Raw genomic sequence first — 24,194 nt, 5'->3', positions numbered from 1 at the left:
ATGATTGATCTTGACACACCCGCAAAGAAATTTGCAAGACTTATACGCGATTTTTGGCCAACGAAACTGGAAATGAGATGGTTTGAACCTACCAATACCCAATTATTGGGGACAACTGCATAACTCATGGGTTAGATTGGGATGACACAGTTCCTTCAAAGAACACAAGGAACAGTGTTTGCCCTTTTGAGCTTTCGGGGTTTTACCATTCCGCATCATTTCATGCATCTTTGTAACAAGTTCCCTCACTCGCATACGTAACTCCCGGCTGAAGGCTATTGGCTCTCTGCGCCGCGTCTGAAAGTAGTATAGAAGCCAGATGCAATGGATATATCAAGCATCTCTTCCAATGCCATTGCTTGTGCGCAGAGTTGAACTGCATCGCGGTCGTCCGGTTTGGGTTGACCCCTCTTGTACTCAATCGGGAAGGGCTGCCACCATCCCATTCGATTATTAAGACGCACACTTATATCATCGTGTCCAGCTTCTACCTTATGGAACTCAACCACATCCGCCACACCTCGTATCCCCAAAGAACGGGATACGATCGGCATGGCTCTAACAACTCTGAGATCTTTACGTGTTTCATCGGCAAACGTGTCGTCTGCACGCGCATGGAGGTACTTCCCCTCTAGCGTACGTGCATTCTCTGCCCACAGCTGTTCAATATGAATGAGTGCCCACTGTCTCTCGCAGAACGCCATGTGCTGAACTCCCGAAAGTAGCAGATAATCATCTTCTTCAACGAAATCGCTCATCACTTACTATCTCTCTATCAGAGTTACACCATGAGGAATTTGATCTGCATCTACGGTAACACTGTAGTCTCGAAAGTCTCTGGCTGGCCTGCTTTTATCGTTTAGCGTAATCTCAATCGCGTCAAAGAGCTTCTGCACAGAAGCATTTCCCATCTTCGATGAATGCTCAAAAATGAAAAGTTTCCTCGTTCCCATCAAGCCGCGAGCCGCTGAGCGATCATGCTCGAACATATTAATGAGCGCATCCCATAGTAGTTCGAGATCGTCTTCCGTGAAACCCGTCTGTTGAGCAAGCGGAGCAGATACGAAACCGTGGGACCGATACAGTCCATATGGAACTGTAAATTTCCGTCCCATCGTACGGTTATCACCGCCCTGCTTCTCTGCCTCTTGCTCTGTAGTAACAGCCATACGCGTGATGCTGTGTTCCAGCGAAACGATGGGATCCACCGATCTTGCGAACGTCAATTGAACGGGGCCACGAACCTGACCAGCATTAGCACCCGTCGATAAGACCGCCCCAAAGGTCCTAATGTCGTAAAAGTTTTGGCACATGAATGTCTTGGCACGATCAATTTCTTTCCCTTGACCTTGTCCCTCCTTGTTCCTTTTTTTACCGTCTGTTGGATCTACTGGCGGCTCCTTAAGATTGATATCCAGATTTACGTAGGCCTTTTCGATCGTATTATTCAACACGGCCTTCTCTTTCACAAAGATTCCGTGCGGAGCTTTCTCATCCATTTTTAAACCAATGTAGTTTCTCACTTTTCTTTTGAGGCAAACATCTGTCACTAAACCATGACCTGTCTCCGCATCGATTCTTGGCAAATTTCCTGCATCCGGGTCCCCATTTGGATTTCCGTCTTTCACATCGAAGAGAACTACGAAGTCATACCGTCTCTGAACCAACTTTTCATTAGTCATTTGTCATCCTTCTCCCTCTGGATTTTGAAATCGGTTTTACTGATTTAAATCATTTTCAATTCGGTTTTTTGTCTGAAAAAATGCTTGCCGTTGATGATAGTATCCGATGGCAAAAAGCCCCTGTTGATGGATATCTAGATGTGAAGGAAAATCCTTTAAATTCCCCATGATTTCACCCAACAATCGTTCAAATTCAACCACCCTCCCTTTGTGATCAAGTTTGGCTATGTGATGCACCTTAAGCCGAAGTAGGTTCGGGAAAACGGTTACCGGCGTTGCACAGGCAGCGCCATAAAACCGTTCCTTTATCGTTGCGTTAATTCCGGGGCTCGCTTCCTCTTGAATCTTCTCTAGAGTTGCAAATAATCTACCCAGTTGGTACCCGACCGACGGTTGATTTACGTCCAACAACTCGCTGACCTCCTTAAAAGTGTCACTTGGATGAAAACGATTAAACCGGTTCAAATACGCTTTGATTAATGCCGCCCTCACGGGTTTGACTCTTTCCTTTGTATCACTTCGAATCCGGCGGAGAGCAGCTTGCAGAAGTGTAGCTGGATACGGCGTTCCACTTAGTATTGAACGCATCATGTCTCCTGTAAGATTGGGCAGGATATTTTCACTCTTGTCTTGGGTGGAAATATTAACCAAAATACGCCGAATTGAGTAAAACTCCGGTTCTTTCGGAGGCTTAACGATTGCAAAATCGTCAAAGTACTGCTTGATCCGTAGTGCAAGCTGAGATATGGTTCCCACTTGCCAAAAGCGGATGGCTATCCGGGCTGAGTTCGGCGAAAGCCCTAACACATAAAATTGATCGTCACCGTCGTCTTCCATGTAGGTCCCGCTGTTCACCGATTCAAACAGTTCCTTTACCTTTTGGTTTCCGGAGTCCGGGTTGTCACGTTCAGGTTCGCTAAAGAATAATGAGAAATCTGACTCAAAGGACGACCCACTTTGAGACCAGAATACCGTTGAAGCATCTCCGACTAAAATACGTTGCGTTTTTGACTTAAGAAGGGTGTTAAGCGCTGTCACATACGAAAATTCAGTTGATTTGACCACCGGAGCATTATAACCCTGCTCCTTCCCGTATGAATCATATCCACTGTTCTTTTGGAATCCGACCAAGCACTTGGTATCCTTATTAATTGGAGTTCTACCATGCGTTCGGGCAATTTCACCCCATTCACCCGTAACAAGGCAAATTCCCAATTTGTCACTTTCACCTGCTTCAGTCACTTCTTCGACATCTGGTGTTCTCAGACTATTTATTACGAATGCCTGTACTCTTTCTCTACAGGGGACAGGTACATCACCTACTAGGCGAAAAGACATATTACACTGCGGAGCCTTGAAACATTCACTGGCCTCCGATGAAGCAATTGCTTTTGCAACTTCATCTTGCTCATAGAACCTAATCACAGCCCTGACCCCGCTATCTTCAGCAAGTTCGAGAGGCAAATTGTTTAAAGCTTTTAGCCAGGTTTGATGTTGCTTAATTGACTTCCGGTCACTGATCGGCTGACCCAATAAATAACCGATATGATCCCATAGCAAAAATGTGGTCTCGTAACTTCGACTTCCGCTTCTCCCTACCGATCTAGGAAGCAAAAATGTCTTGGCAACAAGCTTGCTTCCAACTTTTTCCCGCGTGTCTTCAATGCTGATGAACTCGCCTTTTTCATTGATGACGATCAGAAACTGTAATTCTTTTTTCTCGAATCCTTCTGGAGCAATATCGCTCTCAGGGTCTTCAATTTTCCGGTCATAATATTCCTTTAACGCTTGCAGGATCATCCTCTCACCTCTATTTGCCTACGGTCTGTGTTCATCACGCCATTTTCGATCTGAGCGCGGAAGAATAGAGCCGGCGGATCGTCTGCATTACGGTCAAAATCCATGTCGTACAACATGTAGCCAAGGTCTCTCGTTTCATCAATAGGTCTCGCAACTTCGACTGTCAGATCATCGATTAACCTGAAATCGCATGAAAACTCACGACACCCCAGATAAGGTCGATGGAAGCATTGGCCCTTTTTGGCCCTCCGTTCAAACATAGCCGCATACTTTGCTGCAGTTTCATCGAATCGAACAATTTCAGTTTGTTCTTGCTCGTCCGCCCAGAACTCGGATGAGTGGTTCGTTTTATGTTCACTCGGAGGAACAAAGTCAAAATACGCGTGAATTCGATATCTGACGTCCCGCAAAAACAGACCAGCACGTTGTTGACGCTCATCCTCTATGAAAATGCCCATCGGGGCTACAGCCACGCCAGCCATCTGCTTTGCCGTAGGAGCGGGCACTGTCTTGCCAACCTCGTTTCGTCGAACTGAAATCCATTTGATTGGATTCATCACTTCAATTCTAGTAACATTCCACCGAATGGCGGGCTTCCACAGGATGGACTCAAAAATGGCGCGAGCCGCCGATGGTGTCATCACATCGTAACTCACTCGCTCTACCTTCATTTCTGGCCTTGTGAAACAGGCATAGTCGCCGCAGACCTCCAAACACCAGTTGTGCAAGTTCATCAGTTCCTTTCTACAAAATAAACTTCTCGGGGTCATAGGAAGTTTCCTCTACCAAAAGACCGATAGTATCAGAATAATCCAAGTTAGTGGATAACACAAAAATCCCTGGGTACACCTCCTCTATCGCGCCCCTCTGCAGTAACTTTGTGAAATCATAGGAATACACGTTCACAGTGTATCTTTGTAACTTTCGCATTAACCAGCGATCAGGCCCAGTGGATTTCAGTAAGTCAATGAGGCGCTCACCTTTACCAAACCGGACAAGAATGGTGCGAACCTGGGATTCATCAATAATCTGGAACCGCTCGGCAGCCGTGCGGAATGACATGCCACACTCCTTTGGATCGTTTTGTGGATCGTTTGGATCCAGCAGGCATTTGATCCCCTCTGCATCGAGAGAATTCGCCTTCCAATACAATTCATTAAAGTACTTCTCGAAAACTCCACATTGAAGAGGATCTTGAACAGCGGTTGCGATGATGGTACGAGCGGTGTCCGCAGCTTTACGAAGGAGCCCCGGTGGCGCTTGTTTCCGCGGATTAAATACTACCACCTTTCCAAGTCCCTCGAGCTTACCTTCCCTGTTGCATCGACCAGCCGCCTGAGAAATGGAGTCCAAACCTGCAAGTGCTCTGTACACAACTGGGAAGTCGAGATCCACTCCTGCTTCCACGAGTTGCGTGCTGATGACCCGCACCGTGTGATTTTGCTTCAGTTCTTGCTTAATCTCAGAAATCACTGCACTACGATGTTGCCCACACATCAATGCGGACAGATGATACGTTCCTTCTGGCATTAAACTATGTAACTCTCGGCAACTCTTCCGGTCTGAAACAACGCAGAGAACCTGTTCATACTGGCTGAGTTCGGTCGCGATGTCCTGCCAACTCGATATTGTGGTGAAATCAGGTGGAAATTCAACCTCATATCGCTTGAGAGACTCGTAGAGAGATTGAACCTCTCTGTCATCGCCCATTATCTCAGTGATATTCCTAAGTCCCTCAAACCTCTTTCCGTCAACCAAACGTTCCTTGAAAGCCGGTTGAGTTGCAGTTGAAATGACGAGACTGACTTGATAGCGATCCACAAGCAATTGAAGAGTCTCTAAGATCGGATCCAGGTATTCAACCGGTACCAATTGGGCTTCATCCAAAACAACAACAGACCTCGCAATGTTATGTAACTTGCGACAACGGCTTGATTTAGCAGCGAATAAGGATTCAAAGAACTGCACTGACGTTGTCACAATCACAGGAGCATCCCAGTTCTCAGAAGCCAGTCGAGCTCTTGATGTGGTTTCATCCTCGTCCAAGCTCGAATGGTGCTCCACTACCTCGTCTTCGCCAAGTACGACGCGAAAGACGTCTGCATTTTGTTCAATGATACTTGTGTAGGGGATTACATAGATAACCCGATCCAAGCCGTGCTTAACGGCATGTTCCAACGCAAAGGCAAGACTCGACAATGTCTTCCCGCCACCCGTCGGAACAGTAAGTGAAAAAATTCCCTGATCTTCGCTCGCCAGACGTATGCACTTGGCTCGTATTTCCCTTCGAATTTCGTTAACCCTGGTTTTATCAGAGTCGTTATCCATCTTTTGAGCGAACTTTTTAAACCGATCCAATAGTTCAGGCATGTTGCAGTAATCACTGCGGTTCGCAGACGACTCTGGGTTCATGTAGGATTCCGTGTCCAAAAAGTCAGCATCCACCAAACAGGAATACAACATTCTGATCCAAAGGGAGATATCCAATCCCTTTGAGAATTTCCAAGGAGGCGATCCTGGTTTTGCAGCGCGCACTTTTTCAACGATACCCTTATCTACATCATCCAAATTCTCGACTTGGCTTTCCTGGTACTTCAGAGAAGACCGCCCGGCTCCTTCCGCCGAAGACCAATCCGGAAGGCCTGCATGATGTCCAGCTATAGGATATGCCAATATTCTTCCTATCCCTTTGCCAAACAAAAATTCAACGAGTTTAGCACCGTGGATAGCATGAGGAATCTTGCCCGCCTTCCCTTCCATATGAGCGTCTACATGAAACCCGAATCCGCTCTTCTCCCGAATATACTTTTGCCATTCCAACCTACCCTTGCCGGCATCGTGCGCCAAACCCGCGACTTTACCCCACTCTCGAGAATGGAACTTCATGGCATTGGCTTCAGCCAATCTCGCTGTACCCTCCAAGTGATCAAACAATAATTGAGGTGTATCCCAATTATCGTCGTCAATCTTCCGAACATGCGCAATAAATTTAGTACTCACATGCATCATTCCCTCGTCAGATTACCAATTTTCATGTGATTGTTTGAGATTACTTTTACTTTACCACTTACCCCTGCAAAGGTATGTCACCCCTCTTGTACAGATTTTTCTACGCGATAACAACGGACTATTTTCTCGTGTTCCTCCAACATCCAATCCCTGAGCGCGGCAGGGCTCAGTATCTCTACATTTGAGCCAAATTGCTGGATCCACCGCTGAACCTCAGGGTTCCAACTCGTCATGATTTCCACTATGTATCTTCCGCGGTTATCTTCCCAGGTTCGAAGAACCCTTGAAGAATTCAGCTCTTCCTTTATATATCGACTGACTGCAGATGTGAAAGCAAGCACCACTTGAATCGGCTCGTCTAACTTATATACACCCCAAGCAAAGTGCAAAAAATTGTCAAGGGAAAAATCAGATTCAAGTATGAACCGCTTGTTGGTCACTGCGACTCGTTTGATTCGACTCATCTTAAAAGTTCGATATTCACATCGCAGATGACAATATCCAATGACATATAAGCTGTTATTGCGCGGCAGCAGATAATAAGGATTTATCAACCGAGTGGTCGTCTGATTTGAGTTGAAACTGTGGTACACAATTTCGGTTGTGAGTCGCTTCTCCATTGCATAGAAGAGTTCCATTGTCCACGAATGAGTCCGTGATATATCGCTGATGGAAATAGACGATGAACCGGATTCGAGCAAAATCCGATCCCCAAGATCATTAAACTGAGGAGTCACATTGGATGAAAAACCAAGACTCTCCGACACTTTGTTGATCGCAGAGAAATAGGCCTGCATGACCGGAGTCAAGTGTACATCCACTTCAATTCCTTTTAGTAGGTGAGGAATGATCTTGAATGCAATTCTCTCATCGGATGTCAATGCGACCGGCATTTTGCCCAGATCAGCGAAAATGAAATACCCACCTTGCTCCTCGGACTCAACACGAATCCCTAAGTCTTCAAGATTGTGTATGTCTCTCCGTATGGTGCGCTCTGAAACGGAGAAAAGATTCGCCAATTGTCTGGCCGTATAATATCGAGGATTACGATATATCTGGTCTGCCAATGCAAAAAGGCGACCTGCCATCTTCAAATCGCGGCTTTCAAACATTCAGTCTTCACCTCAAGTGGCATAACCTGCGTAATCCATTTTCATTTGACCATACACAAATAAATCGTCCAAGGCGTCGCCTCGTAGACCTTGTCCAGCGCCCTGGCCAAGGTCTCATCATTCAGTACATCGGCGGTTACTCCCAAACCAAAGAGCAACTCAACGTCCTAATCCTCGTAGAAATCTTTGACTTAATAGATAGAATCATGCCCGCACAGGATATCGATCGTCAGCGCCTTGATCCGTGCGTCTGGGAAGAGAGTGCAACGAGCGAATCCCATTTGAGCAAGCGATTGATCGTATCCTTGAAGTCAATTTCCCGTGCGATTCGGTTAAGCAATACGGTTGGGCCAGAATGCAAGGACAGCATCTTGGTCATCCATCTGAACTTCTCTTCCGTAGCGAGCGCGATAGGGAAATGCTTCGTCAAAGTCAGTAAGAATTCCTGCAAAGACGAGGTTTGAGTCAGAAATTGTATTTGTTAATTTAATTTATTATATCAAATGGATGTGGTTTCCGTTATTATGTGTAAAAGTGCGTGGGTTCGAGACTGCGTATTGACTCTATCAAATAAGATGAGGCATTCGATTTCCCTGGTAGAATGAATGTGTCAAGTACTCATTCACAGAAGGTGGATGCGATCGTCCTTAACGTACGGGAAAATCGGCGGATTCGGCAAATGAGCATGATGGTTGCCGTCGGCGTCAATGATCAAGGGTTTCGGGAAATCCTCGGTCTGCGTGTCGGAGATAAGGAGTCGTATGCGAATTGGCATGACTTCTTTGGGTGGCTCAAACAGCGGCAACTGCGGGGTGTCGATCTGATCGTATCGGACAGTCACGCGGGGCTTGTTCAGGCGGTTCAAACGCAATTCATCGGATGCACCTGGCAACACTGCCAAACACCTTTTACGCGCAATATCCTTGATCAAGCGCCTAAGACGCTGATGTCTGAAATTCAGCAGCAGGTGCGGGCGATTCGAACGGCGCCTGACGAGGAGACGGCAAGGACGCTGTTAAATCGTGTGCTCGAAGAATACGGCGAGAAGGCACCCAAGGCGGTCAAGGTGTTGGAAGAGGGGTTTGAGGATGCAACGGCCGTATTGGCGTTGCCCGAACCGTTGCGTCGGAAGTTGCGGACGACGAACAGCGTGGAACGGTTAGACGAGGAGATTCGCCGTCGTGAGCGAGTCATTCGCATCTTTCCCAATCGAGAGTCTGTGCTTCGTTCGCTAGGAGCGTTGCGGATGGAGATCGATGAGGGATGGTCGTCCCATCGAAAATACCTCGACATGGATGGGTATGCTTCGTGGTGCAAGGAGCAGCAGGAGAAATGGAGGCAGAAGGTCGAGGCGGCGTATCATGAAGCTTCTACCTTGCACTTGGGGTGGCCAGAGTTAGGCGAAAAGCGCAGCGTCCCTTGCAGGATGCGGTACACTGGCTGATCCAGACGGAGCCTGGATGAACACGTTGCGCTTGGGTCCCGTCTTGCCGGACAAACCAAACCGCATCCATGCAAGGGTGGAGCCGCACGAATCGCAAGATGAACGGAAGAGCTTCGAGTCGTCGGAAGGCGATGATAAGGCAAGGCACCCCGTTGACAAAGGGAAAACGAAATTATACACAATTACGAACTTGATCCACTGTTTGCTAATCATAGGGACTCAAATTGAAAAGAGAAGGCTCGATCCAATAGGTCGAGCCTTCTCCTCTGCGTCGGCAATTCCCATCTCCGAATTTTAGTCCACTCTGTATGTTGACACAACACACTCCACATGACTCGTCTGCGGGAACATGTCCAGCGGCTGTGCGACATCGACCGCATACCCGCGATCAGCGAGAATGCGCAGATCGCGCGCGAGTGTGGCCGAATTGCACGAGACATAGACGATCCGTGCGGGGGCCGCGTCACAGATCGCATCAAGCACCCGCTTCTCGCAACCCGCGCGCGGCGGGTCGAGAAACACCACGTCCGGGCGCTCATCCTCTGCCAAGCGTGACACGACATCTTGCGCATCGCCGAGCATCATCCTGACATGGTGCATGCCATTTCGCTCAATGTTCATCTGCGCGTCGCGCACCGCTTCCTCGACGATCTCAACGCCAACCACCGAACCGGCCTGTCGACCCGCCATCAGCGTGAGCGTGCCAATGCCTGCGTAGATATCCCACACACGCTGCGTCCCCGTGAGCCCCGCCAAAGCGAGCGCCTCCGCGTAGAGCCGCTCCGCCTGTGCCGGATTGACCTGCATGAACGAGCGTGACGAGACGCCAAAGGCCAGCCCCGCGATACGCTCTTCCATCTGCGCTTGCCCGAACAAGACGCGCTCCGCCACACCGTCATCCGCAATCAAACCCACCACTTTAACGCGCTGTGCCTCAAGTTCAATCCGAAACAACCGCACATCTTCAGGCGAAAATGTCACACCTGGCGCTACGAGCAGCGCAATCAGCACCTCCGCCGCCCCATTCGTACGCACACGGACGTGGTGCACCCCCCGCCATGGCGAGAGCATGGCAGCCGACGTCCCCGCCCCCTGCCCCGGCGACGAAGCTGCCGACCGATCAACCCCGCGCTCCGTTTCACCCCCGCGCTCCATATCAGCTCCGCGCACTGCCTCATCCACGCGGCGCATCGCCTTAACGATGCGCAACACATGTTCCGGCACAATCGCACAATCATCCGTATCCACAGGATCGTGGCTGCCTTCTTCCACAAAGCCCACGGCGAATCGACCAGCCTCAACCGAAACCGTCCACGTCACCTTGTTGCGATACTGCCATACGTTTGGCGACGGAATCACGTCGCGCACCCACGCCCGCACGTCTTCCTTCGGAAACCTCCCGATTCGCTCAAGCGCATCCATGACGGTCATCTTCTTCATCCGCAGCTGCGCCTCTGCGCTCATGTGCTGCAGATTGCACCCGCCACACTCCGCATACACCGAGCAGCGCGGCAAGACGCGCTCCTCCGCCGCTTCCACCACCTGCAACAACACCGCCCGCGCAAACGACCGCTCCACACGCTCCATGCGTGCTACGACCCGCTCTCCGATCAGCGCGCCTGGCACAAACACCGTGAAGCCCTCGACACGCGCGACACCCTCACCCTGAAAGCCAAGCCGATCGATCACCACTTCATAGGTCTGCCCCAGACGCACCGGAACAGCGCGCGCAGGCGTTCGCTCCCGGCGTCCACCCGCGCGCTGACCATTCCGATCACGCCGCCCATCCGCGCGCCCCTTCTCCCGCTCCATCCAAACGCACAGCCTTTACCCTGAGATGACCTGCAAGTGTCCCTCTTTAATCGTCACCTTGTGCGGCAACCGCCCACCGTACTCTCCATCGATGTTGAGGTCGACTTCTTCCTGCGATGAAAGCTCGATTCGCTTCGCGTGAAAATAGACCACCCGCTCATCCTGCGTGTGATCGCCCATCAGTGCGGTTGACACCAAGCGGATCAGATCCCCAAGGTTACTCTGTTTCACAATCAGCACATCAAGCCAGCCGTCACTCACCGACGCCCGCGGCGCCACGCGCTCAAACCCGCCCACTGCGCGCGAGTTCGTGACAAGGCAGAGCATCGCCGGTCCCTCAAACTGCTCCGTATCCGAAGTGATCTTCATCTCGATCGCACGCAAACCCGGCAGTCGCTCAAGCCCCTTCATGTAATACGCCAAGTGCCCGAGCATCGTCTTCATCTTGCTTGGCACCTCATAGGTAATCTCCGTCAGTCGCCCAAACGCCGCGATGTTCACAAAGTAACGGTCCTCCCCGACACAGCCGAGGTCAAGCGACCGGATCTGTCCCTGCGCGATGCGCCGCGCCGCCTCTTCCACATTGCGAGGAATCTCAAGCGCGCGCGCCAAGTCATTCGCCGTCCCCGACGGGATAATCCCAAGAATCGGCCGCGTCTTACTCGCCGCGAGACCGTTTACCACTTCGTTGACCGTGCCGTCGCCACCACACGCCACGACGACCTGAAACCCGTCGTTTGCAGCGCGGAACGCCTCTTTCGTCGCATCCCCTGGCCCTGCTGTGGCGTGACATGACGCCTCATATCCCGCGCTCTCAAGGATCTGCAGGATCTGCGGAAGATGCTGACGAAACGCCTCTTTTCCTGCCGTCGGATTGTAGATCAATCGAATGCGCGGTCGCATGTCACACCTCCCACAAAATCAGCCTATGACAAACGCGCTTCGCGAATCGCCTGGATCTGCTCGCCAATCAAACGATTGACCACCTGCGGATTGGCCTTTCCCTTTGTCGCCTTCATCACCTGCCCCACGAGCGACGCGATCGCCTTGTCCTTTCCCGCGAGCAAATCCTCCACCGACTTTGGATTCGCCTCGATCACCTGCGTCACAATTCCTGCGAGTTCACCCTCGTCCGAGATTTGCGCGAGCCCCTGCGCTGCGATGATGGCGCTTGGCGACTCACCGCTCTCCATCACGCGCTTTAGCACATCTTTTGCAATCGCCGCAGAAATTCCGCCGCGCTTCAAATTTTCGAGCAAATCCGCGAGATGCGCGCCTGTGAGTTTGGTGTCGCGCAGTTCGATTCCTTGCGCCTTTAAGTAAGCCAGCACATCCCCCATGATCCAGTTGCTCACAAGCTTTGCGTCAAGCACTCGCTCCACGGCCTGATCAAACAGATCCGCAATGTCGCGCGACGCAGTCAGCACACCTACGTCATACACCGGAAGCTGATAATCTGCAATCCAGCGCGCCCGCCGGGCGTCTGGCAACTCCGGAATCTCACGGCGCCGCTCTTCAATGTACGCATCACTTAGAATCATCCGTGGCAGATCCGGGTCCGGAAAATAGCGATAGTCATGCGCGTCTTCTTTGCTTCTCATCGGGCTCGTCAGTCCTGTTGCCTCGTCAAAACGCAGCGTAACCTGTTCGATCGTGTCACCCGCCAACAGTGCGCGCGTCTGACGCGCCTGCTCACTCTCAAGCCCGCGCTGCACATTGCGGAAACTGTTCATGTTTTTGATCTCGGTCTTCGTGCCAAACGCCGCCTGTCCCGCCGGGCGCAGCGAGAGATTCGCGTCACAGCGAAGCGACCCTTCTTCCATCTTGCACTCTGAGACGAGACAATACTGCATGATCGCCTTGATGCCTTCAAGATAGAGCCGCGCCTCTTCTGGGGAGCGCAAGTCCGGCTCGCTGACGATCTCAATCAGCGGAATCCCCACGCGATTCAAATCGACCAAGGACACATCGCCAAACGGCGAGTGGTTCAGTTTTCCCGCATCCTCTTCGAGATGAACCCGCGTGATGCCAATGCGTTTTTTCTCGCCGTCTATTTCAATATCCAGGTAACCGTTTGTGCCGATCGGCTCATCATACTGCGAGATCTGATACGCCTTAGGACTGTCTGGATAAAAGTAGTTCTTGCGGTCAAACTTGCTCTCGTTTGGGACCTTGCAGTTGAGCGCGAGCGCCGCGCGCACCGCAAGCTTCAAGGCCTCCTCGTTGAGCACAGGCAGCACACCTGGGCTCCCCATGCAGACAGGGCACACCCGCGCGTTTGGCGGCGCGCCAAACTCCACCGCGCAACCGCAGAAAATCTTCGTTTTCGTGCCGAGTTCGACATGCACCTCAAGGCCGATGACCGTTTCAAACACGCGCGATCCCCCCTTGCCGACGAAGAGCGTCAAACGTTTGGCCCGCCGCCTTTTCATACGCGTGCGCAACGCGCAAGAGCGTCTCCTCGTCAAACATGCGGCCAATGAACTGCAGGCCAACGGGCAACCCGTCTGAGAGCCCGCACGGCACACTGATCGCGGGAAGTCCCGCCAGATTGACCGGGATGGTCAGCACGTCATTTAAATACATCGTCAATGGATCATCCGTCTTCTCGCCAAGCGCAAACGCCATCGTCGGCGTCGTCGGCGACAAGAGTACGTCCACATCCGCAAACGCGCGCAAAAAGTCTTCGCGAATCAGTGTGCGAACACGCTGCGCGCGCTTGTAGTACGCGTCATAGTAGCCTGACGAAAGCGCGTATGTACCGATCAGAATGCGCCGCTTGACTTCTTTGCCAAACCCTTCGCCGCGCGTTTTCTTGTAAAGATCCAGCAAATCCGCGACCCCGTCCGCGCGATAGCCATAGCGCACGCCGTCAAACCGCGAGAGATTGGACGACGCTTCAGCCGGCGCCAGAATGTAGTATGCCGCGAGCGCATACGATGTGTGCGGGAGGCTGACAGGCATAACGGTTGCGCCAAGCGCCTTCAACTGTTCAATCGCCGCATTCACCGCGCGCGAGACGCCTTCCTCTACGCCCTCGCCAAAGTACTCCTGCGGAATCCCTACCCGCAGACCGTTGATCTCTCCCGTCAGCGCCGCGCGATAATCCGGAACGGGAAGATTGGCCGACGTCGCATCGAGCGGATCATGCCCCGCGATCGTCTGAAGAACCAGCGCCGCGTCCTCCACTGTGCGCGTCAGAGGTCCGATCTGATCAAGCGAAGAGGCAAACGCGACAAGGCCAAAACGCGACACCCGTCCATACGTTGGCTTTAGACCGACGACACCGCAAAACGCCGCAGGCTGGCGAATGGACCCGCCCGTATCTGAGCCGAGCGCAAATGGCACGAAACCAGCCGCCACCGCCGCCGCCGCACCGCCGCTCGATCCACCCGGCACGCGTGTGAGATCCCACGGATTGCGCGTAATTTGATAGGCTGAGTTTTCCGTCGATGAGCCCATCGCAAACTCATCCATGTTGAGCGCGCCAACAAGCGTCGCTCCAGCCTCCTGCAACTTCACGACAGCTGTTGCCGTGTGCGGTGGTCGATAGCCTTTGAGAATCTTGCTGGCGCATGTCGTCTCGCGATCAGCGACGCAGAGGTTTGCCTTGACCGCGTACGGAATTCCGGCGAGCAGCGAAGTCCCTTGCGTTTGCGAAGGGACTTCGCTCAGCGCCTCATCCAGCCGCAAAAAGGCGCCCACCTCACCGTCTTTTTCGCGAACCGCCTGAAGCGCATCCTGCGCGAGCGACGCCGCGGTGCGCTCGCCCGCGTCAAGTGCGGCGCGCATCTGCACAATATCCATCTCGCCGATCACGATGACGCCCCCTCAAGCACCGCAGGTACGCGAAATTGACCATCTTCCTCATCCGGCGCGTTTGCGACGACGCGCTCCGTTCCGAGGGATGGACGGATCTCATCCGCGCGCGTCACCGATTCAAAAACCCCGATGTGACTCGTCTCTTTTACACCGGACACGTCGAGCGATTGCAGCATTTCTGCGTGTTCAAGAATTCTTCCCAGATCGTGAACAAGCGCCTGCGCCTCATCCTTTGAGATCGCGATGCGCGCAAGGTTTGCCACGTGATACACATCTTCGATCGATAGATTCATCGTTAACCCCCGCCTGAAAATACCTCATTTTTCAAGTATACCATAGCATTTTGCACACTCGGCGCACGCTCAGGACAACAACAGGACAATCGAGAGCAGCGAAAAACAGATCCCCAGGAGATAGAGAATCGTCACCGTCTGTTTCTGCGAGAGCCCAGAGCGCATCAATTGGTGAAACGTATGACCTTTATCCGCAACATAAATGGGGCGATTCTCGCGAAATCGCCGAAAAATAACGTAGAACGCATCCATGATCGGGACGCCAAGCGCCAACACCGGGATTGCGACAGAAACGAGCGCCGCCGACTTGAATGCGCCTTCGACGGCGATTCCGGCCAGAATGAACCCGAGAAACGTCGCGCCCGCATCCCCCATGAAAATTCGCGCCGGATAGAAATTGTGGCGCAAGAAACCAAGTGACACGCCGACGAGAATGATTGCAAGCATCGCCATCGAAGGGTGCCCCTTTACGATCGCGATAAAAAACAGCGTGGTCGCAGAGATCGCAGAAATACCTGCCGCAAGCCCGTCCACACCGTCGAGAAAATTCATCATGTTGGTGATGCCGATGACCCAGATCATGGTCGAGGCGATGCCAAGCCACGTCGGGAAAAGCACGTAAGAAGGGTGCAGAAAAGGAATGTTCATGCCCTGGACACTCACGCCAAACGCTGGTAAAATCGCCGACGCGCCAATTTGCACAAGGAGTTTCGGCCACGCCGGAAGCTCTTTGGAGCGCGTCTTTCCGTAGTCGTCGAAAAGCCCCAAAAAGAAGATGACCGTACCACCCAAAAGGATGCCGTCAAGCTCACGGCTGCCTTTTGCGAAAAAGAACGCCGTGATGAAAAAACCGATCACGATCGCCACGCCGCCCATGAGCGGGATCGGATTTTTGTGAAGTTTTCGGTGGTTGGGTTGATCGACAAACTGGATGCGCAATGCCCATGTCTTGATTGGCGGAATGAGCGCCCACACCAAAACAAAGCTGATAACTGCCGCGAATGCATACTGCATGATAGAAAAAATCCTTCTTTCTGTTCCACATAGAGTGATCATGGTCTAACGAGATAACGTGCCGCATATCCTTGGTTGAACCTTTTGATTTCGGACAAACGAGGAGTGATCCTTCTGAACTGGCTCGCCATTCTCGACGCGATCTCCATCCCCGCCGCCTTTGTGGCAGGCCGCTACTCCACGCGTTTTCGCTTTGTGCGCGTGCGCCGTCGCTACAAGCAGAACGTTGACTCGTTTATTCGCGGGCGCTAGGCATCCTCTACGGATGACTGTGCCACAGACTCCCACGATGCGAGCGCCTGCAGGAATTCTTCCTCATTCATGATGCGAAGGTTTGACGCCTTCCCATCCTGAATGAGTTTTTCTGCTTTGGCAAGTTTCGAACCGGCCGCTTCCCCTGCGATGACGACGTTCGTTTTTGCACTCACACTTCCTGTCACCGTCGCGCCAAGCGTCTCCAGGCGCGCTTGCGCCTCGCCGCGGCTCATTGCAGAAAGCGTGCCTGTAAGCACAAACACAGTTCCGCGCAGCACGCCATCCTCTGCCTTTTTGCGATCAGTGTCCATGCGCAACCCCAGTTCGCGCAGTTCCTCGATCAACGCGCGATGTTGCGGTTTTTTGGTGTACGCTGCGATCGATTGCGCGACCTTTGGTCCAACGTCTGGAATCGCCTGAAGCGCATCGACACTCGCCGCCAAAAAAGCGTCCATCGTGCCAAACGTCTCTGCGAGCACCTGCGCCGCTTTTTCCCCGACATGGCGGATGCCAAGACCAAAAAGCAGACGTTCCAGAGGCTGCCTTTTGCTCTCTTCGATGCTGCGCAGCATTCGCTCAGCGAGCTTATCCCCCATGCGATCAAGCGTCAGCAGCGATTCTCGGTTAAGTCGATAGAGGCTCGGGATGTCCGTGAGCAGTCCTTTTTCAAACAACGTCTCGATCCACTGCTCCCCGACGCCGTCAACGTTCATTGCACTACGTGAAACAAAGTGGATCAGCGCCTCAACTTGCTTTGCGGGACAGTCCTCGTTCACACAGCGGAGCACCACCTCGCCATCCGCGCGCAAAAGACCTTCACCGCACGACGGACAGTGTGTCGGCATGCGAAAGACAACCTCATCGCCCTTGCGCGCCTCTGGCAGACTGCGCACAATCTCAGGAATGATATCGCCCGCTTTTTGCACGATGACAAGATCTCCGATGCGCACATCCTTTTCCCTGATCATGTCCTCGTTGTGAAGGGTGGCCCGACTCACCGTCGTTCCTGCCAAAAAAACAGGTTCAATGATCGCCGTCGGCGTGATCGCGCCCGTTCGTCCGACGCTAAGTTCAATGTTTAACACGCGCGACTCAGCCTGCTCTGCGGCAAATTTGTAGGCGACGGCAAAGCGCGGGCTTTTGGCGGTAAATCCGAGCGCTTCTTGCACCGCAAAATCGTTCACCTTGATGACGACTCCGTCAATGTCATACGCAAGCGCCGCGCGTGCCGCGTACGCCCACGCGATGTACTCCAGCACGTCCCTGATGTGAAAACAGTGCCGCCAGTGTGGGTTGACCGGAAGCCCCCATTCGCCCATCACGCGCAGCGCCTCTGCCTGTGTCGTCGCAAGCCCGGCAGGTGTCGCCAGGGTGTACGCGAAAAAGGAGAGTTTGCGTGCGGCGACGATGGATGGATCGAGCTGACGCAGCGTACCTGCCGCCACGTTGCGCGGATTCGCGAAAAGCGGTTCTCCGCGATCGCGTCGCTCCTCATTGATCCGCTCAAACGCTGCGCGCGGAAGGTAGGACTCACCGCGCACCTCGATGCTCACGTCTTGCCGAAGACGCAGCGGAATCGCCTTGATGGTGCGCAGGTTCACCGTGATGTCCTCGCCGACAACGCCATCCCCACGCGTGGCGCCTTGTGTCATGACACCTGCGTCATAGCGCAGCGCCGTCGCCAGTCCATCGATCTTCAATTCGCAGACATACCCTTTAAAATCCGTCGCCACCGCGCGAATCCGTTCGTCAAACGCAAGCAACTCCTGCTCATTAAACACATTGGAAAGCGAACGGAGCGGAATGCGATGCGCCACTTTCGCAAATCCTTCGAGCAGATTGCCGCCGACGCGCTGTGTCGGCGAATCGGGCGTCACCCATTCAGGATGCGCCTGCTCGATCTCGTTTAATTCACGCAAGAGTTGGTCGTATTCAAGATCGGACACCAGTGGCGCGTCAAGAACGTGGTAGTGATAATCATAGCGATGCAGAAGTTCGCGCAGTTCCGCCGCGCGTCGCGCGATTTCGCCCATTTCCTATCCCTCCACTCGCTTGATCGGCGCAAACCGCACCATCAACTTGCGCGATCCGATCGGCGGTTCAAACGACACGGTGATCTCAAGATCATCCCCGGATCCTGCAAGCTCCGTCACGGTGCCGACGCCCCACTTGCGGTGCAAAACACCATCGCCTACTTGCCAGTTCGCCGCCACATCACCGCCAAACCCTTGTGGCACATGGTTCACAACCGTGATCCCCGGACTTGGCTCACGGCGCATTCGCTCAGGTGCCGCGGCAACCGCACGACGTGTATAGCCGATGGACTCGACGAGTTCCTGCGGAATCTCCTTTAAAAACCGCGACGGCATGTTCGCGCGCGTCTGCCCGAATAACATCCGCGAGTAGGCGCACGAGAGCGTCAACTCCTGCTTTGCGCGCGTAATGCCCACATAGCAGAGCCTTCGCTCCTCGGCCATCTCGCTTTCATCGTCGATCGCACGACTGTGCGGGAAGATACCCTCTTCCATTCCGATGAGAAAGACCACCGAAAACTCAAGCCCCTTCGCACTGTGCAGAGTCATCAGGGTGACACCCGCGTCCTCATCGCTGCGCGCGCGATCCAGATCCGTCTCAAGCGCATTCTCCGTGAGAAAATCGACAAGCGACCCCATCTCATGGGTCAAGTCAAACTCTTGGGTCAGCGAGAGAAACTCTTCGAGGTTTTCGACGCGCGACTGGCTCTCAATCGTTTTTTCCTCCAAGAGTGCCCTGCGATACCCGCTCATCGCATAGAGTTCTTCCGTCAGTTCCGTCACGCTGAGATACTGCGACATCGTGTGCAGCGTTTCAATCAACGTCGCGAATCCCGCGAGCGCCTCGCGAAAGCGCAGACTGAGCCCCGTCGCTTCCCCCGCGTGAATCGCGTCGATTAGCGAAACGCCGTGTTGCGCCGCATAGGCCATCAGCTTGCCGAGCGTCCCATCTCCGATACCGCGCCGCGGTTCGTTGATGATCCGGGAAAACGCGATGTCATCCCGCGGATTGGCGATCAAACGAAGGTACGCGACCACGTCTTTGATCTCTTTTCGCTCATAGAATCGCGTGCCGCCAACGACCCGGTATGGGATGCCCGCCTGCAGGCACAATTCTTCCACGACGCGCGACTGCGCATTCGTGCGATAGAGCACCGCCATCTCGGAATAAGGGACGTCTCGCTCATCGTGCAGGCGCTGCGCCTCTTCGACAAGGTAGCGCGCCTCTTCGCGCTCATCCATCGCCATGTGCACCCGCACCCGCGAACCGCCTTTATTCGCCGTCCACAAACGCTTCTCCGGACGGTTGCGGTTGTTTTTAATCACAGCGTTCGCCGCATCGAGGATCGACTGTGTGGAGCGATAGTTCTGTTCAAGTTTGACCACGACTGCGTCAGGATAATCCTTCTCAAACGAAAGAATGTTGGAAATATCCGCACCGCGCCACGCGTAGATCGACTGATCCGCGTCGCCGACGACACAGAGGTTGCGGTGGCGTTTGGCAAGGAGCGTAACCAGTTCATATTGACTGCGGTTTGTATCCTGATATTCATCAACCAAAATATATTGAAATTTGCGCTGATAAAAAGCGAGCACATCGTCGTGTTCAGTGAAGAGTTCCACGGTCTTTTCAATTAAATCGTCAAAATCAAGCGCGTTCTGCTCTTTAAGGCGCCGCTGATAGAGCGTATAAACCTTCGCCGCCATCTGCTCAAAAAGCGTGGCAGCCTTTTCCGTTGCAGTTCCTGGTGAGATGCGCGCATTTTTGTAGCCGCTGATCGCCGCGAGCAGACTGCGCGGTTCAAACTTCTTGGTGTCGATGTTGAGATCGGATACGCAACGCTTCACGGCTGAGAGTTGGTCTGTCGCGTCAAGGATCGTGAACGATGACGTGTACCCAAGCTTCTCAATCTCCCGGCGCAGGATGCGCACACACATCGCGTGAAACGTCGATACCCAGATGTCGTTTGCGCGCAAGCCAATCAGCGTCTCCATTCGCGATTTCATCTCGCGCGCCGCTTTGTTGGTAAACGTGATGGCGAGGATGCCCCACGGCAGCACATCCCCATGCTCGATCAGATAGGCGACGCGACGCGTGAGGACGCTTGTCTTGCCGCTTCCCGCGCCGGCGATGACGAGAAGCGGTCCATCTTTATGAACGACCGCTTGCACCTGCTCTGGGTTCAGACCGGCAAGCAGATCCTGCGGTTCTGGTTGCATCGCGCTCATGATGATGATTCTCCTTCTCTCGCGAGTTTTTGCAGCGTGTCTTCACAGGCTGTCACGCCCTGCTCCACAAAGCGCACGGCAAGTCCAAGCGGCGTCTCCCAAAAGCCGTCAGGAATTTGCGGCTCACGCCGATAGGCTGGCGCAAACAAGGTCTGGCGCACAATGCTCGCATAGTGAGGAATCAGCGTCTGATCGCGCGCGTCGCCCCCTTCGCGCGCCACGCGAAAGAAAAACTGCATCGCTTGCCACAAATGGTCTCCAGGGATGTGGTGCGCCGTCTCATAGCGCGCCAGTTGCTCGGACAGCCGCCCGTCTTGTAGGAGATCGGGCAGTCCAAGTGCAGTGAGCAGCGCGACGGCCTGGCGGTGAACCGCGCGAACTACGCGCAAACGCTCAGCGCGCATCACCTCGTCGGTAAGCGAAGCTTGCATAATCAACCGCGCCTCATCCTCGCTCACACGCGGACACCGCCTGCCGCAGTCGCCGCGTGAACGTACATTTGATACGCGTGCGCAGCCGCCTCGTACGCTTTCTCGACCGTGTCGGCCACCGCGATGAGATGGCCCATCTTGCGTCCATTGCGCGCCTCTTTCTTGCCGTAAAAATAGGTGCTGATTGTCGCACCCGACGCCACTGTGAGCGGCGGTTCAAGAAAGCCGACATGGCGGTACACGGGTTTTGTTCCTTTTGGAAAGAGATCGCCAAGCAGATTGATCATCACCCCGGGGCGCGCGTCGATCTCCCCGAGTGCCTGTCCACTCGCGGCGAGACACAGTTTGTGAAACTGGCTGAGCGCATTGGCCCGCTGAGTGACATGCCCCGAGTTGTGCGGACGCGGCGCGAGTTCATTCACAAGAACACGACCGTCCGTTGTGGCGAACATCTCGACGGCGAGCAGGCCCACAAGGTCAAGGGATGCGGCGATCGTTTGCGCGATACGCTGCGCCTCCTGCTTTACAGAAGAAGGAAGCGACGAAGGCGAGACAGAGGCGTGCAGAATATGATTGCGGTGCTCATTGTCGATCACGCCGAAGGTCTGCATCTCACCTGTTTGCGCGCGGGCGACAATAACGGACATCTCACGCTCAAAATCGACGAACGCTTCGAGCACGCATGGCTGTTCGCCAAGGTCGCGCCACGCGGTGCGCAACGCACCCGCCTCGCGTACGACGCGCTGCCCTTTGCCGTCATAGCCAAACGCAGCCGTTTTGAGCACACCCGGAAATGTGAATGAATGCGCGGCGTGCTGGCATTGTTCTTCCGATGTGACATACGCGACATTCGGGATCGGAACGCCGAGTGAGGAGAGAAACGTGCGCTCACGGATGCGATGCTGCGCGATGTGAAGCACGTTCGGATCGGGATAGGCAGGGGCGTGCGCGGCCGCTTGGCAAATCGTCTCATAAGGCAGATTCTCTGTGTCGTAGGTGAGCGCGTCCACACTTTTTGCAAACGCCACGAGCGCCTTCTCATCTGCGAGATCGCCAAGCGTCACCTCGTCTGCCACGAACGCGGCCGGATTCTCGCGACTCGACGCAAAAACGTGCGTTTTCATTCCGAGCGAACGCGCGGCGAGCGCAGTCATCTGTGCGAGTTGACCGTCTCCAAGCAGACCTAGAACAAACGGCTTCTCACCCTTTTTCAAGACTCCACCCCTCCCTCTGGAAGTGACGTCGCAAGCACCGTATCTCGCTGAGTTTCGCGGTACGCCTCAAGTTTTGTCGCGAGTTCATCCTCTTGTAGCGCAAGGATCGACACGGCAAGCAGACCCGCATTCTTCGCGCCCGCTGCCCCGATCGCCACCGTCGCCACAGGGACGCCGCCTGGCATCTGCACGATGGAGAGGAGGCTGTCGAGTCCCTGGAGCGCCTTTGACTGCACAGGCACCCCGATAACCGGAAGCGTCGTCATGGCGGCAGTCATTCCAGGAAGGTGCGCCGCGCCACCCGCGCCCGCGATAATGACGCGCAATCCGCGCTCACGCGCCGTCTTTGCATAGGAAAAGAGCTTGTCGGGCGTGCGATGCGCTGATACGATCTCCGTTTCATACGCGACGCCAAACGACTTCAGAATCTGAATGGCATGATCCATCGTCTCAAAATCAGACGCGCTCCCCATAATGACGCCGACGCTAGGAGGCCTGTTCTGCAGCGATTCACGCATCGTTCATCTCTCCAATTGAATTTATGTGGGTTGAAAATAGGAAGAAGCCCGCTTCTGTAAACAAAGAAGCTGTTTACTGAGCGGGCCATGCACAATGGTCGGAATGACAGGATTCGAACCTGCGGCCTCACGGTCCCGAACCGTGCGCTCTACCAACCTGAGCTACATTCCGTCGACGTTGACTACTATACCACCTTAAAAAGTGGGGCGTCAAATGAGTGGGTGAATTCTAATTGAATCGACGGACAGCCGGAACGGACATGGTGATGACCGTGATGATCAACATAAAAAGAGATGCGGCCCAGACCGTGTGAATCCCGCCCACACGCGAGGCGAGCCACCCAATCAGGACATTACCGACTGGAAGAAGCACCCACGAACCGAAATAATCAAGGCTTGCGGCGCGTCCGTATGCCTCAGGAGCCACCAACTCTTGCATGCTCCCCTCCCACACCACGCCAAACATCATCGAACCCGCACTCGCCACGGCCATGACCGCCACGAGCACCCATGTCGCATGCGCGAAGGTCAGCCCAAAAAGCGCCAGTGCATTGGCGGCGAGCCCTCCGTACGCAAGATAAGCTCGACGCCTCCACTGTCGTCTCCGGCTATAGACAAACGCCGCGGCGATGGCGCCAACGCCCGATGCGCTGCTCACGAGTCCATACGTAAAATCCGAGAGGTGCAGATGAACCTTGACAAGCCACGGAACGAGAATGGTGGCAAGACCTGCGCTCGCGATGCTTAAAAAAGCGAATGCCACGATCGTGATCCACAGCCACGGATGCTTTCGGAGTTCATGGTAACCGCCGAGCAGTTCGTGAAAGTATCCGCGCATCCCCTGATGTGATGACGCTTCTTTCCGCGGAGGAGGAATGCGCAGAAAAAGCAAGCTGACAATCGACGCAAACAGCATCAGCGCGTCGAGCAAGAAACCGGCGGCAGGCGTTGCTATTCCAACCAGCGCACCGCCAAGCGCCGGGCCGAGCAGCCGCGCCGACTGGATGCTGATCTGTGTGAGCGAGATGGCTGCACTGCGGATCTCTGCTGTGAAAACCTGTTGGCGCGCGCCCGAGTAGGCCGGATTAAACACCGCCTCCATGGCTCCGTACACAAGCACAAAGACACCAAGGATGCGCGTATCCGTCATCCGCGCCACATAAAGAAGCGCGAGCGCGATCACAAGCAAAAAGCGAATGACATCTGTGGCAAGCATGGCCCGCCTACGCGAGATACGGTCGGCGAGGATGCCGGTAAACGGCAACAGCGCGACTTGAGGCAGCATGAACAGACCCATGATGATCCCGAGCTTCATCGTGGAACTCGACGTGTGAAACACAGTCAAAGGAAGTGTGACCCAGAGTACCGAATCGCCAAACTGGGACAGCGTTTGGCCGAGCCACAGCGCAGTAAAATTGCGGGATTGGCGGACAGGGCTTAGCAGCCCCGAGGTGTGACGCGTTGCGCCGTCGAGCGTTGTCTCGTCGCGGGCTGATGGTGCGGGGTTTAACGATTCGATGCTCATT

At 54.0% G+C, this 24,194-nt stretch carries 22 protein-coding genes, 1 tRNA gene and 1 pseudogene; 2 read left to right on the top strand and 22 right to left on the bottom strand.

Annotated features, from left to right (window positions below; all coding sequences use genetic code 11):
• Positions 1-102: 102 nt before the first annotated feature.
• From ATW55_RS17175 to ATW55_RS16725, 9 genes are all read right to left on the bottom strand, one after another.
• Positions 103-255, bottom strand: a complete 153-nt coding sequence (locus ATW55_RS17175; protein WP_423742954.1) for a Dna2/Cas4 domain-containing protein — start codon at positions 253-255, stop codon at positions 103-105.
• Between the two features lie 20 nt (positions 256-275).
• On the bottom strand, positions 276-758 hold the full coding sequence (gene cas4, locus ATW55_RS05920) for a CRISPR-associated protein Cas4 (protein WP_423742953.1): 483 nt from the start codon (positions 756-758) through the stop codon (positions 276-278).
• A gap of 6 nt (positions 759-764) precedes the next feature.
• On the bottom strand, positions 765-1,682 hold the full coding sequence (cas7c, locus tag ATW55_RS05915) for a type I-C CRISPR-associated protein Cas7/Csd2 (RefSeq protein ID WP_067714014.1): 918 nt from the start codon (positions 1,680-1,682) through the stop codon (positions 765-767).
• Between the two features lie 36 nt (positions 1,683-1,718).
• On the bottom strand, positions 1,719-3,482 hold the full coding sequence (cas8c, locus tag ATW55_RS05910; protein WP_067714011.1) for a type I-C CRISPR-associated protein Cas8c/Csd1: 1,764 nt from the start codon (positions 3,480-3,482) through the stop codon (positions 1,719-1,721).
• Positions 3,479-4,216 (bottom strand): type I-C CRISPR-associated protein Cas5c, encoded by a 738-nt coding sequence (gene cas5c, locus ATW55_RS05905; protein ID WP_067714051.1) that lies wholly within the window; start codon positions 4,214-4,216, stop codon positions 3,479-3,481. Before cas5c ends, cas8c begins: the two co-directional genes overlap by 4 nt.
• A 10-nt stretch (positions 4,217-4,226) precedes the next feature.
• Positions 4,227-6,482, bottom strand: a complete 2,256-nt coding sequence (cas3, locus tag ATW55_RS05900) for a CRISPR-associated helicase Cas3' (protein ID WP_201024935.1) — start codon at positions 6,480-6,482, stop codon at positions 4,227-4,229.
• Positions 6,483-6,568: 86 nt separating this feature from the next.
• Positions 6,569-7,603, bottom strand: coding sequence for a helix-turn-helix transcriptional regulator (locus ATW55_RS05895; protein ID WP_067714003.1), 1,035 nt, complete (start codon positions 7,601-7,603; stop codon positions 6,569-6,571).
• A gap of 41 nt (positions 7,604-7,644) precedes the next feature.
• On the bottom strand, positions 7,645-7,761 hold the full coding sequence (locus tag ATW55_RS17170; protein WP_082685585.1) for a DUF4277 domain-containing protein: 117 nt from the start codon (positions 7,759-7,761) through the stop codon (positions 7,645-7,647).
• Positions 7,762-7,832: 71 nt separating this feature from the next.
• On the bottom strand, positions 7,833-7,982 hold the full coding sequence (locus ATW55_RS16725; protein ID WP_235587021.1) for a hypothetical protein: 150 nt from the start codon (positions 7,980-7,982) through the stop codon (positions 7,833-7,835).
• Positions 7,983-8,234: 252 nt separating this feature from the next.
• On the opposite strand from ATW55_RS16725, the pseudogene ATW55_RS05885 reads away from it, so the two are divergent.
• Positions 8,235-8,933 (top strand): annotated as a pseudogene (locus tag ATW55_RS05885) (IS256 family transposase); the annotation flags it as partial.
• Between the two features lie 408 nt (positions 8,934-9,341).
• Here ATW55_RS05885 and rlmD read toward each other — a convergent pair.
• From rlmD to ATW55_RS05850, 6 genes are all read right to left on the bottom strand, one after another.
• Positions 9,342-10,859, bottom strand: a complete 1,518-nt coding sequence (rlmD, locus tag ATW55_RS05875) for a 23S rRNA (uracil(1939)-C(5))-methyltransferase RlmD (RefSeq protein WP_067713987.1) — start codon at positions 10,857-10,859, stop codon at positions 9,342-9,344.
• A gap of 15 nt (positions 10,860-10,874) precedes the next feature.
• Positions 10,875-11,762 (bottom strand): diacylglycerol kinase, encoded by an 888-nt coding sequence (locus ATW55_RS05870; protein WP_067713983.1) that lies wholly within the window; start codon positions 11,760-11,762, stop codon positions 10,875-10,877.
• Positions 11,763-11,785: 23 nt separating this feature from the next.
• Complete coding sequence (gatB, locus tag ATW55_RS05865; RefSeq protein ID WP_067713979.1) at positions 11,786-13,291, bottom strand: Asp-tRNA(Asn)/Glu-tRNA(Gln) amidotransferase subunit GatB; 1,506 nt, start codon at positions 13,289-13,291, stop codon at positions 11,786-11,788.
• On the bottom strand, positions 13,227-14,666 hold the full coding sequence (gene gatA, locus ATW55_RS05860) for an Asp-tRNA(Asn)/Glu-tRNA(Gln) amidotransferase subunit GatA (RefSeq protein ID WP_067714048.1): 1,440 nt from the start codon (positions 14,664-14,666) through the stop codon (positions 13,227-13,229). Before gatA ends, gatB begins: the two co-directional genes overlap by 65 nt.
• An 8-nt stretch (positions 14,667-14,674) precedes the next feature.
• The gene (gatC, locus tag ATW55_RS05855) at positions 14,675-14,974 is read right to left on the bottom strand and encodes an Asp-tRNA(Asn)/Glu-tRNA(Gln) amidotransferase subunit GatC (protein WP_067713972.1); all 300 of its coding nucleotides are present in this window, start codon (positions 14,972-14,974) and stop codon (positions 14,675-14,677) included.
• 69 nt (positions 14,975-15,043) lie between these two features.
• Positions 15,044-15,988, bottom strand: a complete 945-nt coding sequence (locus ATW55_RS05850; protein WP_067713967.1) for a glycosyltransferase family 4 protein — start codon at positions 15,986-15,988, stop codon at positions 15,044-15,046.
• A 105-nt stretch (positions 15,989-16,093) separates the two neighbouring features.
• Here ATW55_RS05850 and ATW55_RS16265 point away from each other — a divergent pair, with 105 nt between their 5' ends.
• Positions 16,094-16,240, top strand: a complete 147-nt coding sequence (locus tag ATW55_RS16265; protein WP_160327171.1) for a hypothetical protein — start codon at positions 16,094-16,096, stop codon at positions 16,238-16,240.
• On the opposite strand, the gene ligA is transcribed toward ATW55_RS16265, so the two are convergent.
• The 7 genes from ligA to ATW55_RS05815 all read right to left on the bottom strand — a co-directional run bounded on the left by ligA (position 16,237) and on the right by ATW55_RS05815 (position 24,193).
• Entirely contained in the window at positions 16,237-18,276 is a 2,040-nt protein-coding gene (ligA, locus tag ATW55_RS05845; RefSeq protein WP_067713961.1) for an NAD-dependent DNA ligase LigA, read from the bottom strand. The two genes, ATW55_RS16265 and ligA, sit on opposite strands and share 4 nt — an antisense overlap.
• Positions 18,277-18,279: 3 nt before the next feature.
• Positions 18,280-20,496 carry a DNA helicase PcrA gene (pcrA, locus tag ATW55_RS05840; RefSeq protein WP_067714045.1) on the bottom strand — a complete coding sequence of 739 codons (2,217 nt, stop codon included), beginning with the start codon at positions 20,494-20,496 and terminating at the stop codon, positions 18,280-18,282.
• A gap of 5 nt (positions 20,497-20,501) precedes the next feature.
• Positions 20,502-20,963, bottom strand: coding sequence for a hypothetical protein (locus ATW55_RS05835; RefSeq protein WP_067713957.1), 462 nt, complete (start codon positions 20,961-20,963; stop codon positions 20,502-20,504).
• Positions 20,960-22,150, bottom strand: coding sequence for a 5-(carboxyamino)imidazole ribonucleotide synthase (locus ATW55_RS05830; RefSeq protein ID WP_067713953.1), 1,191 nt, complete (start codon positions 22,148-22,150; stop codon positions 20,960-20,962). The genes ATW55_RS05835 and ATW55_RS05830 overlap by 4 nt, the downstream gene beginning before the upstream one ends.
• Positions 22,147-22,668: a 5-(carboxyamino)imidazole ribonucleotide mutase gene (gene purE, locus ATW55_RS05825; RefSeq protein WP_067713945.1), complete on the bottom strand. Its 522-nt coding sequence runs from the start codon at positions 22,666-22,668 to the stop codon at positions 22,147-22,149. The genes ATW55_RS05830 and purE overlap by 4 nt, the downstream gene beginning before the upstream one ends.
• Positions 22,669-22,763: 95 nt before the next feature.
• Positions 22,764-22,840, bottom strand: a tRNA-Pro gene (locus ATW55_RS05820).
• Positions 22,841-22,897: 57 nt separating this feature from the next.
• On the bottom strand, positions 22,898-24,193 hold the full coding sequence (locus ATW55_RS05815; RefSeq protein ID WP_067713937.1) for an MFS transporter: 1,296 nt from the start codon (positions 24,191-24,193) through the stop codon (positions 22,898-22,900).
• Position 24,194: the final 1 nt, after the last annotated feature.

The organism is Ferroacidibacillus organovorans, from assembly GCF_001516615.1.
GTDB classification, from domain to species: domain Bacteria; phylum Bacillota; class Bacilli; order Alicyclobacillales; family SLC66; genus Ferroacidibacillus; species Ferroacidibacillus ferrooxidans_B.
This window is presented reverse-complemented; position numbering and strand designations above follow the sequence as displayed.

What these genes read in the sequence shown, in the direction of transcription:
- gatC (WP_067713972.1), bottom strand. Translation starts at nt 14,974, where the DNA reads ATGAATCTATCGATCGAAGATGTGTATCACGTGGCAAACCTTGCGCGC.
- cas8c (WP_067714011.1), bottom strand. Translation starts at nt 3,482, where the DNA reads ATGATCCTGCAAGCGTTAAAGGAATATTATGACCGGAAAATTGAAGAC.
- gatB (WP_067713979.1), bottom strand. Translation starts at nt 13,291, where the DNA reads ATGAAAAGGCGGCGGGCCAAACGTTTGACGCTCTTCGTCGGCAAGGGG.
- ATW55_RS17175 (WP_423742954.1), bottom strand. Translation starts at nt 255, where the DNA reads ATGCGAGTGAGGGAACTTGTTACAAAGATGCATGAAATGATGCGGAAT.
- ATW55_RS05850 (WP_067713967.1), bottom strand. Translation starts at nt 15,988, where the DNA reads ATGCAGTATGCATTCGCGGCAGTTATCAGCTTTGTTTTGGTGTGGGCG.
- ATW55_RS05870 (WP_067713983.1), bottom strand. Translation starts at nt 11,762, where the DNA reads ATGCGACCGCGCATTCGATTGATCTACAATCCGACGGCAGGAAAAGAG.
- pcrA (WP_067714045.1), bottom strand. Translation starts at nt 20,496, where the DNA reads ATGCAACCAGAACCGCAGGATCTGCTTGCCGGTCTGAACCCAGAGCAG.
- purE (WP_067713945.1), bottom strand. Translation starts at nt 22,668, where the DNA reads ATGCGTGAATCGCTGCAGAACAGGCCTCCTAGCGTCGGCGTCATTATG.
- ATW55_RS16725 (WP_235587021.1), bottom strand. Translation starts at nt 7,982, where the DNA reads ATGACCAAGATGCTGTCCTTGCATTCTGGCCCAACCGTATTGCTTAAC.
- gatA (WP_067714048.1), bottom strand. Translation starts at nt 14,666, where the DNA reads ATGGATATTGTGCAGATGCGCGCCGCACTTGACGCGGGCGAGCGCACC.
- cas4 (WP_423742953.1), bottom strand. Translation starts at nt 758, where the DNA reads ATGAGCGATTTCGTTGAAGAAGATGATTATCTGCTACTTTCGGGAGTT.
- ATW55_RS05815 (WP_067713937.1), bottom strand. Translation starts at nt 24,193, where the DNA reads ATGAGCATCGAATCGTTAAACCCCGCACCATCAGCCCGCGACGAGACA.
- cas5c (WP_067714051.1), bottom strand. Translation starts at nt 4,216, where the DNA reads ATGAACTTGCACAACTGGTGTTTGGAGGTCTGCGGCGACTATGCCTGT.
- cas7c (WP_067714014.1), bottom strand. Translation starts at nt 1,682, where the DNA reads ATGACTAATGAAAAGTTGGTTCAGAGACGGTATGACTTCGTAGTTCTC.
- rlmD (WP_067713987.1), bottom strand. Translation starts at nt 10,859, where the DNA reads ATGGAGCGGGAGAAGGGGCGCGCGGATGGGCGGCGTGATCGGAATGGT.
- ATW55_RS05895 (WP_067714003.1), bottom strand. Translation starts at nt 7,603, where the DNA reads ATGTTTGAAAGCCGCGATTTGAAGATGGCAGGTCGCCTTTTTGCATTG.
- ligA (WP_067713961.1), bottom strand. Translation starts at nt 18,276, where the DNA reads ATGGGCGAAATCGCGCGACGCGCGGCGGAACTGCGCGAACTTCTGCAT.